At 69.9% G+C, this 14,587-nt stretch carries 14 protein-coding genes; 5 read left to right on the top strand and 9 right to left on the bottom strand.

The features are described 5' to 3' along the window. Nucleotides 1-452: 452 nt before the first annotated feature. Genes ABH926_RS25760 through ABH926_RS25770 form a run of 3 tightly spaced genes read left to right on the top strand, consistent with a single transcriptional unit; the run spans nt 453 to nt 1,686 of the window. On the top strand, nt 453-773 hold the full coding sequence (locus ABH926_RS25760; protein ID WP_370368319.1) for an ArsR/SmtB family transcription factor: 321 nt from the start codon (nt 453-455) through the stop codon (nt 771-773). Beyond that, nucleotides 770-1,147: a VOC family protein gene (locus ABH926_RS25765; RefSeq protein WP_370368320.1), complete on the top strand. Its 378-nt coding sequence runs from the start codon at nt 770-772 to the stop codon at nt 1,145-1,147. The genes ABH926_RS25760 and ABH926_RS25765 overlap by 4 nt, the downstream gene beginning before the upstream one ends. Beyond that, nucleotides 1,144-1,686 (top strand): SRPBCC family protein, encoded by a 543-nt coding sequence (locus tag ABH926_RS25770; RefSeq protein ID WP_370368321.1) that lies wholly within the window; start codon nt 1,144-1,146, stop codon nt 1,684-1,686. The genes ABH926_RS25765 and ABH926_RS25770 overlap by 4 nt, the downstream gene beginning before the upstream one ends. 95 nt (nt 1,687-1,781) lie before the next feature. Here the strand turns inward: ABH926_RS25770 and ABH926_RS25775 are convergent, their stop codons facing one another. The 8 genes from ABH926_RS25775 to ABH926_RS25810 form a co-directional block, all read right to left on the bottom strand. After that, complete coding sequence (locus ABH926_RS25775; RefSeq protein ID WP_370368322.1) at nt 1,782-2,726, bottom strand: dihydrodipicolinate synthase family protein; 945 nt, start codon at nt 2,724-2,726, stop codon at nt 1,782-1,784. A gap of 99 nt (nt 2,727-2,825) precedes the next feature. Next, entirely contained in the window at nt 2,826-4,046 is a 1,221-nt protein-coding gene (locus tag ABH926_RS25780; RefSeq protein WP_370368323.1) for a peptidase M6, read from the bottom strand. A 33-nt stretch (nt 4,047-4,079) separates the two neighbouring features. Next, nucleotides 4,080-5,339 carry an alpha/beta fold hydrolase gene (locus tag ABH926_RS25785; RefSeq protein ID WP_370368324.1) on the bottom strand — a complete coding sequence of 420 codons (1,260 nt, stop codon included), beginning with the start codon at nt 5,337-5,339 and terminating at the stop codon, nt 4,080-4,082. Continuing rightward, nucleotides 5,336-6,313 carry an ABC transporter ATP-binding protein gene (locus ABH926_RS25790; protein WP_370368325.1) on the bottom strand — a complete coding sequence of 326 codons (978 nt, stop codon included), beginning with the start codon at nt 6,311-6,313 and terminating at the stop codon, nt 5,336-5,338. Before ABH926_RS25790 ends, ABH926_RS25785 begins: the two co-directional genes overlap by 4 nt. After that, entirely contained in the window at nt 6,310-7,128 is an 819-nt protein-coding gene (locus tag ABH926_RS25795) for an ABC transporter ATP-binding protein (RefSeq protein WP_370368326.1), read from the bottom strand. The genes ABH926_RS25790 and ABH926_RS25795 overlap by 4 nt, the downstream gene beginning before the upstream one ends. Beyond that, entirely contained in the window at nt 7,125-8,117 is a 993-nt protein-coding gene (locus ABH926_RS25800) for an ABC transporter permease (RefSeq protein ID WP_370368327.1), read from the bottom strand. Before ABH926_RS25800 ends, ABH926_RS25795 begins: the two co-directional genes overlap by 4 nt. Further along, nucleotides 8,114-9,100: an ABC transporter permease gene (locus ABH926_RS25805; RefSeq protein ID WP_370368328.1), complete on the bottom strand. Its 987-nt coding sequence runs from the start codon at nt 9,098-9,100 to the stop codon at nt 8,114-8,116. Before ABH926_RS25805 ends, ABH926_RS25800 begins: the two co-directional genes overlap by 4 nt. Nucleotides 9,101-9,102: 2 nt before the next feature. Continuing rightward, nucleotides 9,103-10,806: an ABC transporter substrate-binding protein gene (locus ABH926_RS25810; protein WP_370368329.1), complete on the bottom strand. Its 1,704-nt coding sequence runs from the start codon at nt 10,804-10,806 to the stop codon at nt 9,103-9,105. A 101-nt stretch (nt 10,807-10,907) separates the two neighbouring features. Between ABH926_RS25810 and ABH926_RS25815 the strand changes: the two genes are divergently transcribed. Next, on the top strand, nt 10,908-11,858 hold the full coding sequence (locus ABH926_RS25815) for a LysR family transcriptional regulator (protein ID WP_370368330.1): 951 nt from the start codon (nt 10,908-10,910) through the stop codon (nt 11,856-11,858). A 186-nt stretch (nt 11,859-12,044) separates the two neighbouring features. Continuing rightward, a complete protein-coding gene (locus ABH926_RS25820) occupies nt 12,045-13,304 on the top strand; it encodes a M6 family metalloprotease domain-containing protein (protein ID WP_370368331.1) in 1,260 nt (419 codons plus the stop codon). A gap of 6 nt (nt 13,305-13,310) precedes the next feature. On the opposite strand, the gene ABH926_RS25825 is transcribed toward ABH926_RS25820, so the two are convergent. Then, entirely contained in the window at nt 13,311-14,582 is a 1,272-nt protein-coding gene (locus tag ABH926_RS25825) for an NAD-binding protein (protein ID WP_370368332.1), read from the bottom strand. Nucleotides 14,583-14,587 lie beyond the last annotated feature (5 nt).

The following is a 14,587-nucleotide window of genomic DNA, read 5'->3' on the forward strand; positions in this document are numbered from 1 at the left end:
ACGGCCATGATGGTCGGGGGTGTCTCCGTGGGGTGCGATGGCCTGCCGACCGGTGGCCGGTGCGCTTCCGCGCTGTTCCCAGAGGTTTCGCAAAGCGGGTTGATTCGCTCCTGTTTCGCGGTTCTGGCGGGCTTGCCCGGTCAGGAGGTGTGGTCGAGTCCTGCGTGAGCCCAGGCCCGTCCACAACCAGTCGAACCCACGGTCTCCCAGCTGGACCAGTCCGGACTCGCCGAGTTGCGTCTCCGCTACAAGTCCCGGCTCGAATCACATGCCCGGCCGGACGGCACCTACCTGATCCCCTCAACGTCTCGGCTGCTGTGGGGACCGCTGTGACCCGCCGCGGTATCGGCGCGTCGGAAGGGCCGCCGCTACCACCCGGCCATGTCCGCGGGGTTCCTTGTTCGGGGCGACTACCTTGCTATTTCGTTTTTCTACGAAGTATCATGGTGGTCATGATCGAGCCGGATGACCTTGACGAACTGCTCCGCGCGGTGGCCAGCAGGCATCGGCGGCGCATCCTGTTCGAGGTGTGGGGCCGAGAGCGCGGCGCCGGGGAATTGGCCGAGCTGCTTGAGCTGGCCCCGGCCAGCGTGTCTGAACATCTCAAGGTGCTGCGCAAGCACGGGCTGGTGACCATGAGGGTCGACGGCACTTTTCGGCTCTACCGAGCTGTGCCGGAACGGCTGTACCAGCTTGCCGAGCTTCTCATCCAGGTGTTTCCGGCCGTCGACCCGAGCGGCGAGAGCGAAGAAGGACAGGAGAACGCGACATGAGCGATCAGGCCGTGCGCCAGGCGAACGCGGTGGTGCACTTCGACATCAGCGGCCCGGACGACGAGCATCTGCGGCGCTTTTACGGAGACTTGCTGGATTGGGAGATCGTGCCCCAGGGGCCGGGTTACTCGCTGGTGCAGACGCCTGGAGGGCTGCGCGGGAGCATCGTCGAGGCCGAGGGGGCCGCTGTGACGCTCGGCGTCGCGGTAGCGGATCTCGAGCTGGCTGTGCGTCGCGCCGCCGAGCTCGGCGGTGAAGTCGTGATGCCCCCGACCGACAACGGATGGGTGCTCAAGGCGCAGGTCACAGATCCGGCTGGGAACGTTCTGACCCTGATTCAGGGATCACGCCGTGCCGGCGAACCGGAGGCATGACGGTGTGGGTGCTGCTGATCGCCACCGGGGTTCTGTTCGCGGCAGTGGCGGCCGTCCCGCTGATCGGTCGCCGGCTGCCGCTGCGCCACGAGGCCAGTCGTGGCCTGCGCCTGGGTCGACAGCCGCAGGCCGTATGGAGCGTTATCACTGACACCGACGGCTTCACCGCCTGGCGGCCCGGTCTCACCCGGGCCGAATCGCTGGACGGGGTGGACGGGCGGGCCCGGTGGATCGAGCACGACCGCCACGGGAAGATCACCTACGAGGTGGTGGAGGCCGACGCACCCAGGCGGTTCGTCACCCGCATCGCAGACACCGGACTGCCGTTCGGCGGCACGTGGACGTGGACGATCGAGCCCAGGGCGCAAGGCTGCCTCGTTACCGTCACCGAGCACGGCGAGATCTACAACCCCCTGTTTCGCTTTGTCTCCCGCTACATCATCGGCTACGGCGCCACCATGGAACGGATTCTGCGAGCACTCGCCAAGCACTTCGGCGAGGACCCCGTGTTGGAGAAATATGCAACGTTCGGCCCGTGAGCTTGGCTTTTCGCGACGCCGGCGGTGGGGTTGGGATCCTGAACGGTGTTGCTGTCGCGGCGATGTCCGTGCCAGGCAGCAGCCCGCGTGGAGTACTAGGAACTGGCAGGGGCCTGCGTCGCCGCTACCAGCCGACTCGTCTTTGCCGTCTGCTCCAGTGGCAGGACGCGGAGGGTGTCGGCCTTGATGGCCTGGTGGTGCTCTGGCGGGAGTGGGGTGCGCGGCGGGCGGCAGACGCCGCCGTGTCGGCCGGTGAGGTCCATGGAGAGCTTGATGGCCTGGACGAACTCGGTGTGCGAGTCCCAGCGCAGCAGCGGGTGCAGTTGGCGGTAGAGCGGGAGGGCGGTCGCGAGGTCGCCTTCGGTGGCTGCGCGGTAGAGCTCGTTGCAGACGTGGGGGATGGCGTTCGGGTAGCCGGAGATCCAGCCGGCCGCGTCGGCGGTCGCCAGCTCCAGCAGGACGTCGTCGGCGCCGACGAGCAGGTCCAGCTCCGGTGCCTGCTCCTTGATGCGGTAGGCGCGGCGGACATCGCCGGAGAACTCCTTGACCGCCTTGATGTAGCCGGCGTCGAAGAGCTGCTTGAGGAGCTCGGGGGCGAGGTCGACCTTGGTGTCTATGGGGTTGTTGTAGGCCACGATCGGGATGCCGGCTTCGGCGACTGTCCGGTAGTGCTCCACGATCGCCCGCTCGTCGGCCCGGTAGGCGTTCGGCGGCAGGAGCATGACCGCGTGTGCTCCGGCCTCGGCGGCCTGCTCGGCCCAGCGGCGGGCCTCCAGCGCGCCGTAGGCGGCGATGCCGACCAGGACGCGGTCGCCGCCGACGGTGTCCACGGCGGTACGGACGACGGCCGCGCGCTCCTCAGGGGTGAGGGTTTGGTATTCGCCGAGGGAGCCGTTCGGGCAGACGCCGTCACACCCGGCGTCGATGAGGCCGCGCAGGTTCTCGGCGTAGGCGTCGAGGTCCACGGACAGGTCGTCGCGGAACGGCAGGGCGGTGGCGACGACGACGCCGTGCCAGGGCTGACGATGGGGGAGGGACATGCTCATTGGTTCCTTGTCTGGTCGCGCGCTATCTGGTGTGTCACTCGGCGGAGATGCGGAGTGAGAGTCGGCGGGTCCGCCAGGGCCCTGAGTCAGTGCTCAGGCTTTGGTCACGGTGACCGTGTCGCCGAGCGGGGTGGAGGTGTCCACCTTGATCGTCACCCCGGCGGCAGCGTCGGTGAATGTCTGTCCGGTCGTCAATGCACCGAAGTCCACGGCTTCCTTACAGGCCGCAGTATTCGGGGCTCCGGGCGAGGAGTCCTGCACCTGGATCGGGCCGGCGCCGGTCGGTGTCGAGGAGTCGACCTTGTAGACGACCGCGCCGGGCTTGCAGACCGCGCCGTCCACTCCGAGCGCACGGCGCGACTCGACGACATAGGCGGTGGTCGCCCCGGTTCGCACCACGGCGATCTTCTTGCCGCCGGGGATCTCCAGCGCGCGAAGTGAGGTCGTCATGATGCCGGGCGAGTTCAGGCACGAGACCTGGCCGTCGCCGATCCAGCCGTTCTTCCAGTCCTCCCAACCGAAGTGGTGGGGGGCGTCGCCGGCGATGTTCCCCATCAGGTCGAACCCGCCGACGAAGCGGTGGATGTCGGTGCCGCTGAACGCGTACAGGTCCGGCAGGCCGAACGTGTGCCCGGTCTCGTGGTCGGCGACCTTCGGTCCCCAGTGGTACATGTCCTGCCCGAGCGTCACGCCCCACTTGATCTCCTTGCCGTTCACCACCAGGTTCGGGTGGGCCGGGTCATAGAGGTAGGCCGGGGAGAACGTGATGGCCGAGGCGTTCTTGGTGGGAACCACGTAGACCATGTCGAACTTCGACAGATCCGTGTACGGCGCGGCGGCTTCGCCGGCCTGCTTGATGTACAGCGCCTGCTGGTCCCACGTGATGCCACGCTGGAATCCGTAGGTGGCGGAGTCCTGTGGCATCCGCAGCCAGTGGTTGATCGGCGTGATGTCCAGATGGACCTTGCCGTAGGAGAAGTCGGACATGTACTGCGCGGCCGGGGCCAGGAATTTGTAGTACCCGGACGTCTCGTCGGTGGCCGGCGCGTCCGGGAAGTCGACGAACAGCATCGCGACCTTGATGTGCCCGCTCGGCCGCTGGAACTGCGTGTAGTCGGTGTTGTGGCCCTCGTCGGTCCAGCCGGTGGTACCGGTCAGCGCGCAGTCGGACGCGGGGTCGTGGTGCTGCGCCGCGCGCGCCGAGGCGGCCGAGGCCGGCGCGGCGACGGCGAACGGTAGGGCGAGGACGAGGGCGGCCGCCAGCCGTCCGGCGGGACGGGGGGTCGTGCGGGTGGTCGGACGGAGGTTTCGCATGGTTCTTCCTTTCGTGAGGTTGCTGTCGTGGCCTCAGACACGCCCTGCGGCCATATCCATGAGTCGAGCCAGAACGGCGCCCCCGGAAGCGCTGACGCCGTCGTGTTCCCATTCGTTGGTGACCCAGGCGCGCGCCGAGCCCAGGGTGTGCAGAGTGCGCAGGGACAGCTCCGCGTCGACGTACATGTCGTCGTGGTAGACCGCGGCCATGACCGGTACGCGGTTGGCCGCCAGCCGGCCGGCGTCGTAGAGGGCGGGCCAGTCGGTCCGGGCGGCGAGTAGTTCGGCGGCCTCGGCGAACGGACGCAGCCCCCTGATCTCCCGGACCATCCAGCGGAACATGGTCTCGCCGGTGAACAGCAGCGGGTCGGCGTCGTCGGCGAACTCCGGGAACCCGGCCACGGCCCGTTCCGCCGCCCAACCCGTGCGGTACGGACCCTGGCCGAAGCATGCCTCCTGCAACACCACGAACAGCGGGTTGTCGACGAAGCCGGTCTGCTGCATCACCTGGTGCAGGAACAGATCGGTCAGCCGTCCGAAGGGGTCCAACGCCTCCTCCAACAGGTAGCTGACCCGCTCGAAGCCGTCGCCCATACCGAAGACGAGCCCGAGCAGCCGGAACCGTCGCGCGGTCAGGCGGTCCCCGTCCGGAAGCCGGACGTCGTAGGCGGTGAGCAGGTCGGCGATCCGGCGGACCAGTTCGAGGTTCTGTGGATACCGGCGGTAGAACTCTGCGTTCTTGGCGGCGATCCGCGGCAGGGTGCGTGCGTAGACGTCATCGGCGGTCGCGTCCAGACCCGGCACGCCTCCGGTGATGTAGCACGCGCGGAGCCCATCAGGAGCCTGCGACAGGTAGGTGAGGGTGACGAATCCGCCGTAGCTTTGCCCGAGCGTCTCCCACGGCTCGTCACCGCACAAAGCGCGCCGGATGAGCTCAGCGTCGCGGACGATGGAGTCTGCGCGGTGCAGGGCCAGGTGTCGGGCCAGCGACCGTCCGGAGGGAAAGTGTGCGGCGGCGGCCGCGGTGATCGGGGTGCTGCGCCCCGTGCCACGCTGGTCGAGCAGCAGGACCCGGTGCGTCTTGAGCGCGTGGGCGAGCCAGCTCGGCGCGCCCCCGAGGGGGCGGGGCGACTTCCCGCCGGGTCCGCCCTGCAGATACAGCAGCCACGGCAGCTTCTCCGACGCCCGCGCCGGATCGACGGCCTCGCGGGCGTAGACCTCGATGGTCGGGCCGGCGGGATCGTCGTGGTCGAGCGGGACGGTGAAGACGTGGTCGGTCAGGTGCGGCCTCATACAGTGGTTCGCTCTCCGGGGAAGTGGCAGGCGGCCAGATGGCCTGGGCTGTGTTCGACGAGTGGCGGCTGCTCGGCGGCGCAGATGTCGGCCGCCTTGGAGCAGCGGGTGCGGAACGGGCAGCCGCTCGGCGGCCGTAGCGGGCTCGGCAGGTCTCCGTGCAGCACGATGCGCTGCCGGGCGCGTTCCGCGTCCGGTTCGGGCACCGGCACCGCAGACAGAAGCGCGTGGCTGTAGGGGTGCAGGGCGTTGCCGAAGAGTGCGTCGCGATCGGCGACTTCGACGATGGAGCCGAGATACATCACCGCGACGCGGGTGCAGATCTGCCGGACCGCGGCGAGGTCGTGCGAGATGAACACGTAGGAGAGCCCGTGTTCGTCTTGCAGGTCGCGCAGCAGGTTCAGAATCTGCGCCTGCACCGAGACGTCCAGCGCCGAGACGGGTTCGTCGCAGACCACGAGTTTGGGCCGCAGCGCCAGCGCCCGGGCGATGCCGACGCGCTGGGCCTGGCCGCCGGAGAACTCGTGCGGGTGCCGGTCGGCGTGTTCGGGGCGCAAGCCGACCCGTTCCAGAAGTGCCTCAACCGGTTCCTCGGCGGTGATGCGCTGGTAGCGGTACGGAGCGTCGAGGATCTGCCGCACAGTCATCCTCGGATTCAGCGAGGAGTTCGGATCCTGGAAGACGATCTGCAATGCGCGGCGGGCCCGGCGGAGGTCTTCGGCCTCCAGCGTCCCGAGGTCGCGGCCCTCGAACGCGACGGTCCCGGCGGACGGCTCGATCAGGCGGATCAGGAGTCTGCCAAGGGTGGACTTGCCGCACCCGGACTCGCCGACGACCGCGACGGTCTCACCGGCGTGCACGTCCAGACCGACCCCGTTGACGGCGCGGAGGTGTCCGGCCAGCCGGCGGGTCAGCCCGTGCCGCACCGGGTAGCTCTTGACGAGGTCGCGCGCTTGGAGAAGAGGCGTGGTCACGAGACCTCCAGGGACGGGACGGTCGGCAGGCGGTGCGGGACCGGCCCGACGAGCCGGGGCACACAGGCCAACAGGGCACGCGTGTAGTCCGCACCGGGGTGATGGAAGATCTCGTGGACGCCGCCGCTCTCGACCAGCCGTCCGGATCGCAGCACCACGATCTCGTCCGCCATGCCCGCCACGACACCCATGTCGTGGGTGATCAGCATGACCGCGGTGCCGGACTCACGACGCAGGCCGTCGACGAGTTCGAGGATCTGCGCCTGTACGGTGACGTCCAGCGCGGTCGTGGGCTCGTCGGCGATCAGCAGCTCGGGCTCCAGGCACAGCGCCATCGCGATCATGACGCGCTGGCGCATGCCGCCGGAGAACTGGTGCGGATAGTCCCGGGCCCTGCGCCCCGGCTCGGGGATGCCGACGCGCTCCAGCATGCTGATCGCGATGTCGCGCGCAGCCCGGCGGGTGGTCCGCCGGTGCGCGCGGTACGCCTCGGCGATCTGGAACGCCACCGGATAGTAGGGGTTCAGGCTCGACAGCGAGTCCTGGAACACCATGGCCATGCGGTCCCCGCGCAGCGACCGGACGACGCGCCGGTCCGCACCCAGCACGTCGATCCCGTCGAAGCGGACCCCGCCGCCGATCCGCGCACCGCGCAGCAACCGCATGACGGCCAGGCTGGTCACGGACTTGCCGCTGCCGGACTCGCCCACCACGGCCAGCACGCGGCCGGCCCGGACCTGGAAGGAGACGCCGGCCACGGCCCGGACCCCGCCGGGGAAGGTGACTTCGAGCTCTGAGACTTCCAGCAGGCTCACGCCGCGCTCCTCACCCGCGGGTCCAGCGCCGCGTACAGCAGGTCCACGGCCACGTTCGCGACCACGATGAACCCGGCGACCAGCAGCGTCACCCCGAGGATCACCGGCTGGTCGCCGGCGGCTATGGCGTCGGCGGCGAGCTTGCCGACCCCGGGCAGCCCGAACACCGTCTCGGTGATCAGTGCCCCGCCGAGCAGCGCGCCGAGGTCCATGCCGAAGATCGTGGCGATCGGGGTCAGCCCGGGCCGGATGGCGTGCCGGCGGATGACGGTGCGCTCGGGCAGGCCTTTGGCGCGCGCCGTGCGCACGAAGTCGCGTTCCAAGTTCTCCAGAACCTCGCCTCGGGTGATGCGGGCGTAAAGGCCCGCGTACAGGGTCGCCAGCGTGATCCACGGCATCACCATGGATTCGAACCAGCCGACCGGGTCGCCGGTGATCGGCACCGCGGTGGGATAGGGCAGCCAGCCGAGCTTGGTCACGAGCAGGAACTGCAAGGCCAGGCCGGTGAAGTAGATCGGCAGCGACAGTCCGCCGAGCGCGCCGACCATGGCGGCGCGGTCCCACCACGTCCCGGCCTTCAGCGCCGACACCACGCCGGCGGTGACGCCGACGGCCAGCCACAGCACCGCGGCGCCGAGGGCGATCCCGATGCTGACCGGCAGCCGCTCGGCGATCTCCGAGGTCACCGGCTGGTCGTTCTGGAAGCTGAAGCCCAGGCATGGGAAGGGACAGCGGAGAGCGTCGGGGCCGCCTCCGAAGGTGCGTCCGGCGAAGATGCCGTGAACGTAGGAGAAGAACTGCGACCACAGCGGCCGGTCGATGCCGAGCAGGTGCCGGATCTGCGACAGCCGCTCGGGGGTGCATGCCTTGCCGCAGGCGCCCTGCGCCGGGTCGGCCGGGGTCACGTAGAAGATGACGAACGTCAGGGCGCAGATGACCACCAGGATCAGCCCGGCCGCGGCGAGTCGTTTGAGCGTGTAGGAGATCACCGCTTGCGGCTCCTGGGATCCAGGGCGTCGCGGACCGCGTCGCCGACCAGGTTGAAGGCCAGAACGGTCGCGAACAGCGCGAGGCACGGCAGGGCGAAGTAGACGGGGTCGGTGGAGTACCAGGGCACGGCCGAGGCGATCATCTGGCCCCACGACGGCGTGGGCGGCTCGACCCCGACACCGAGGAAGCTCAGGCCCGCCTCGGCGGCCACGCAGCTGGGGATGGACATGGTCGCGACCGCCAGGATCGGTCCGGCCAGATTCGGCAGGATCTCGCGGAACAGCAGGGCTGTGCGATCGGCGCCCAGGGCCCGGGCCGCCTCGGCGAATTCGGTGTGTCGAAGGATCATGGCCTGGGCCCGCACTATGCGCGCGACGTATGGCCAGCCGAAGAAGCCGAGAACCGTGATGAGCAGCAACTGCCGGTTCACGCCCGGCGCCGCGGCCATCAGCGCGATCATGAAGATCAGCGCGGGGAAGGACATGACCAGGTCGGCCAGCCTGCTGACCACGGTGTCCGCCACGCCGCCGAAGTAGCCGGCGGCCAGGCCGAGGGCCGCGCCGAGCCCGGTGGACAGCGCGGTCGCCGCCAGCGCGATCAGCAGCGAGACGCGGGCGCCGTAGACGAGGCGGGCCAGGACGTCGCGGCCGTTCCCGGGCTCGACGCCGAGCAGGTGGTGCGCGCCGACGCCGCCGAGGTGGCCGGTCGGCAGGCCGCCGAGCGCCTCGTCGACCGCGGACCGGTCGAAGGCGGTCGGGGAGGTCCCGGCCAGGCCGGTGATCAGCGGAGCGGCTACGGCAGCCAGGACCAGGACGGTGATGACCGCCAGACCGGCCCGGGCTCCGGGGCGGCGCAGGATGCTGTGGAGAACGCGGGCTCCCCGCGCCCTGTCATCCCGGCCGCCCCGGGTCCGGCCCGCCCGGCCGGCGGGCAGATCCGGTCCGGCCGGGCGGGGGCTCGTGTCTTCGTCGAGCTCTGACATGGTCAGGACAGCCCCAGGGAGACCAGGTCCAGGCGGCCGACGTAGGCCACGTGCCCGTAGGCGCCGGCCACGTGCGGGCCGACCAGCACCGCCGCCTTGTCCCACAGGAACGGCACGATCGGCGCGTCGGCCATGATCTGCTTCGACAGCTCGCCGTACGCCTGGTCGGCGGCGGCGACGTCGCCCATCGCGGCGATCTCGTCGAAGCGCTTGTCGACCTCGGGCGAGGAGTACATCGCGCGGTTGTTGTTGCCCTGGGCGGTGATGAGGCGGCCGTCGAGGATGATCGGCAGCAGCGTCGACGGTCCGGTCCAGTCCGGGGTCCAGCCGTCGATGACCATGTCGTGCTCCTGCGCCACGGTCTCCTCGGTGGACCAGTACGAGGACGAGGGCACCTCGTTGAGCTTGACGCGGATCCCGGCCTTGCCGAGCGACTCCTGGATCGCCTCGCCCTGCGCCTTGCCGGTCGCGGTGCCGGGCAGGTCGAGGGTCAGGTCGATGCCGCCGGGGAAACCGGCCTCGGTCAGGAGCTGCTTGGCCTTGGCCGGGTCGCCCTGTCCGCCGGGGGTCGCGTACGGGTCGTCGGGAACGTGCCCGGCGACGCTCGGCGGGATCAGGCCGGTGGCGAGGTCGCCGGCGATCGGGCCGCCGCGGGTCAGCCGCAGCGCGTCCTTGTCCAGGGCGAAGGCGACGGCCTGCCGGACCCGCACGTCGTTCAGGGGCTTGTGCGTGGTGTTCAGCGAAAGGAAACGCGAGCTGGTGCTGTCGGAGACGACGAGCCGTTTCTTGAGCGCCGGGTCGTTCTGCACCTTGGCCACCGAAGCCGCGCCGATCGGCTCCAGCGCCACCGCGTCGGCGTCCGGACCGGCGGCGGCGATCATGCGCTGGTCGACCACGGCGGTGTCCAGACCGAGCTCGAACTCGATCCGGTCCGGCAGGGCTTTGCGCACCTGGTCCGTGGTCGCGCTCCAGGAAGTGTTGCGGATCAGGACCAGCTTGGCCTTCGGATCGTAGGAATCGATCTTGTAGGGGCCGCTGGAGACGGGGTGCTGGTCGTAGTCGACGCCGGTGTCCTTGGCCTGCGGCACCGGGGAGAAGACCGGAAGCGAGACCGTGGACCCGAAATCGGCGACCGGCCGGTTCAGGTGGAACACGATGGTCTTGGTGTCCGGGACCTCGATCGACGCCAGTCCGTTCTTGTCCTTATAGGGGCCCTGATATTTGTCGCCGCCGACCAGCCACATCCGGGCGTACGGCGCACCCTCGGGCAGGATGTCCGCGAAGGAGCGCTCGACGCCGTACTTGACATCGGCGGCCGTGATCGGGGTGCCGTCCTCGTATTCGACGCCGTCCTTCAGGTGGAACGTCCAGGTCTTCGCATCGTCCGTGGGCGTCCCGAGATCCGTCGCCAGGTCCGGCACGATCTTGCCGCCGGCGCTGCCGGGTGCGGCCGCGTAGGTGGTCAGCGTCCGGTAGATCAGGCGGCTGACGTCCTCGCTGTCGGTGACGTAGTTGCGTGCCGGGTCCAGGTGCTCGAACGTGGTCGCCGCGAGGACGTGCAGCGTGCCGCCGGCCTTCGCGGCGGGCCCCGTCGGCCGCGCCGCGTCCGGCTGCGAACCGCTCCGCCCCGTTCCGCCGCTGCCGCATCCGGCGACCAGCAGCACTGTCACTGTCAACGCCGCGACAGCCCGGTTTCTCCCGGCCATGACGATCCCCTTACTGCCGTGTGATATTGCACATAGAATGCGGGGGCCGGATCCGTGCGGGGAGACCTCAGATCCCCCCAACGCCGCGTTATGGAGGCTCCGTGGAACTCGAGATACGCCACCTGCGGGTCGTCTGCGCGGTCGCCGAGTCCGGCTCGCTGACCCGCGCCGCCGCCGCGCTGCGGATGACTCAGCCCGGCCTGTCGGCGCAGCTGCAGCGCATCGAGGCCGCCCTCGGCGCGCCGCTGTTCACCCGCTCGGCCACCGGTGTGGCGCCGACGGCGCTGGGCGAAGTGGTTCTGACCCGGGCCCGCGCGGTGCTCCCGGCGATGGATGAATTGGCGCGGGTCACGGCGCGAGCGGCGCGGACCGAACCCGCCGGACGCCGGATCAGGGTCGGGACCGTGAACTCCTCGCTGATCGGCGGCGTCCTGGACGCGGTCCGGTACTTGTACCCGGAGGCCGAGACGTGCTCACGTCTGCAGGGCTCGCCGCTGCCGCTGCTGGACGACCTGGCCGACGGCCGTCTGGAGATCGCAGTGGTCGGCGACAGCCCCGGCTATGAGATCACCGCCCCGCCGGAAGTGGTGCTGGCGCCCGTGGTCACCGAACCGGTCTTCGTGGCACTGCCGGCCGGTCACCGGATGGCGCCGGCCACAGTGGTGGACCTGACCGACGTCGAAGACGAGGACTGGGTCGCACCGCGGCCCGACGCCGACCGCACCCGCGAGTACTGCACGGCGGTACTGACGGCCGCCGGCCGGACCCTGCGCACCGTCCACGAGGCAGAAGGGCGGGTCGTCGAGGAATTGGTGCGGTCCGGCCACGCGCTGAGCCTGTGCCAGGCGACGTTCCCGGAGTCACCGGGTGTCGTGGTGCGGCCCATCGCCGGGGATCCGTTGTGGTACCGGCATCTCTTGGCGTGGCACGCGGCGGGGCCGTTCGCGGGCTCCGAGGCTGCGAGGGTGTTGATGGAGAACGCCGAGGCGGCCCATCGGGCGGCGGTGCGGCGGAGTCCGGCTTATCGGTCTTGGCTGGGCGCGGGTACATAAGGCGCTGCTATGGGGAATTGTTGTCTCCCGACATCGCTCCCACGCTCGTACCGTCGGCCGAACGAACCACCGCACGGTGCGCTCACCGCACCTGAATGTCGGCGATCACTCTCGCCTTGACCACGGGGACGCGCTCACCCGGGCCCTGGCCGCCCGGATCATCGAATCCTGATTCAGGAGTCTTCCATGACCCTACCAGAGGGCGCGAGACGCCGCCCACGCACCGCGCTCCTATCCGTCCTGTCAACCCTGCTCGCCGTGTTCGCCCTGGTCGTCGTCCCTGCCGGCCCCGCCCACGCGTACAACGGGAGCACGTCCGCGTGCGCGTTCACCGGCACGACCGGCTACACCGACGAGGGCCAGCAGAACACCACCGGCACCGACCCCGATCGGTTCCAGGTGCCCTTCGACCCCACCGGCGCGGCCGCCTACAAGACCCTTCGAGTGGGCATGCTGTACGTGGACTTCCCGGACGCCCAGGGCGCCGGGAGCCTCGCCGCCTACTACAACCGGCTTTCGCCTGCCGCCGCCTGGATGTGGAACGCCTCCTACGGCCACACGTGGCTTGACATCCAGGCGCCGCTGAACCGGTGGCTGCGCATGCCGTCGGCGTCCACCGCCTACGGGTGGCCGGGAACCCCGGCCTACGCCGGCCAGCAGCAGTACGTGCTGGACGCGGTCACAGCCGCCGCGGACGCCGGTGTCGACCTGTCTCAGTACGACATGTTCTACATCGTGCCGACCAGCAGCGCGACGGCGATCAACAACTCGCCCACCTACATCTGGGACTCCGGCAACCCCGGCGTGGTCGTCGAGGGCACGACGGTCAAATGGGCTGTCACCTTCGGTCAGGACATCTGGGGATCGTGGAGCTACCACATCGCCGACCACGAGACAGGTCATACCTTCGGGCTCCCCGACCTGTACTCCTTCACCGGAGACACGCACCAGTTCGTCGGGGGCTGGGACATCATGGGCGATATCGGTGGGCCGGGGAACCAGTATTTCGGCTGGCAGTCCTGGAAGCTCGGTTGGACCAGTGACAGCGAGGTCTCCTGCATGACCGCGCCGGGCACATCGCTGCGCACCCCTTTGAACCCGGTCGAATACGCGCCGGTCGGCGGCAGATGGCGGATCGTGGTACTCAAGACCGGTCCGACCTCCGCCTATGTCGTGGAGTCGCGAAGGTCTGCCTTGAATGATCCCAGCCTCTGCTCCACGGGTGTGCTCATCTACAAGGTCGACTGGTCCGTCGCCACCGGTACCGGGCCGATCCGGGTGGTGGCCGACCCCGACGCCGCGGCGCCCCCCGCGGGCTGTGCCGCGCTGGATATGGACACCTGGCAGCCCGGCCAGACCTTCACCGATTCCAGCACCAACGTCACCATCTCGGTGGTGAGCGGCCTGTCCGACTCCAACGGTGACACTGTGGACACCTCCATGTGACCACTGTCAGCAGGCGCAGCGTCCGAGGGCCGCATCGCTTCTCACGCCGACGGGCGCAGCCGAATTCTCCGCGATGACCGCGTCAGCGACACTGAGCGCGGTCATCGCGGAGATGTCGCAGACCGCTCCGATGTGGAACAGCGAGCGGGTCTCGGTGATGACGTCGTTGTCGCCGGCGCGCAGCACCACCCGCAGGTCGGGGGAGATGGCCAAGGCGGCGATGGCGACCTCGACGTTGTCGAGTTCCTCGGCGCCCATCGCGGCCAGGGCGCGGGCTTTGGGCAGCCGCAGCCGGTCGAGCACCGAGCGGTCTTCGGCGTGGGCGATCAGCACCGGTATCCTCGCGGCCTTGGCCAGGCGGAGGTTCGCCGCCTGCGGGTCGCGTTCGACGGCGACCACCGGAACACCCAGCCGGCGCAGCGCCAGGCACAGGCGGAGCCCGACCTGGCCCAGGCCGACGACCACCACATGGCCCGACCGCGGTACCGTGCGGGCCCCGATGATGCCGGCGCTGCGCACCGACAAGGACCGCTCGACGATCCCCGCCGTGAACAACGCGGCGAACGTGATCGTCAGCATCATGCCGGCGCTGGACACCACGAGGTACCAGCCCGGTGCCCGTCCGTTCTCGACCATGCCGACCGTGGAGACCAGACGGGCCGCGGTGTACAGGGCCTCGGGCCCGTCCTGGTGCAGCACGCGGGCGGCCATCAGCCATTCGGCGGTCAGCGCCGCCAGCAGTCCGACCAAGCCGACGAGCAGCATCTGGCTGGCGTTGTCGTGCGAGCGGACCTGGCCGGCCAGAGCCCGCGCGACGCGGCGGATCCGGGAGGGGCGGTGCTGCCATATAAGGGTGTTGGCATCGCCCTCCGGCGTTTCCGCCACGGCCGGCGGAACCGGCTCGGAGGTGTCGGTCGCCGCCAACCGGTCGTTCAGGCAGGCGGCGGTGAGGACCGGGACGGCGATGTCCGCCGGCGACGTGACCCGGCAGTTGGGGATGGCTCTGACCAACTGGTCGGCCACGGTGCGGTCGAAGACCGTGACGACCAGCCGGATCGAGGGCCGCAGGTGCTCGACCAGCAGCGCGTAGCGCAGTGCCACGACATCGCCGCGCACCACGATCGCCACCGCGCCGACGTCCGGGCCCAGTGCCGTGCGCAGGCCCGCCTCGGTCGGCTCCGGGAGGTGAACCACGGCGTGGCCGCGGCGGGTCAGGGCGTCACAGGCCCGCCGCGCCGTGTCCAGCCCGCCGATGACCAGCACCTTTGATCCGTCCATGACGG

Source organism: Catenulispora sp. GP43, from assembly GCF_041260665.1.
Taxonomy (GTDB): domain Bacteria; phylum Actinomycetota; class Actinomycetes; order Streptomycetales; family Catenulisporaceae; genus Catenulispora.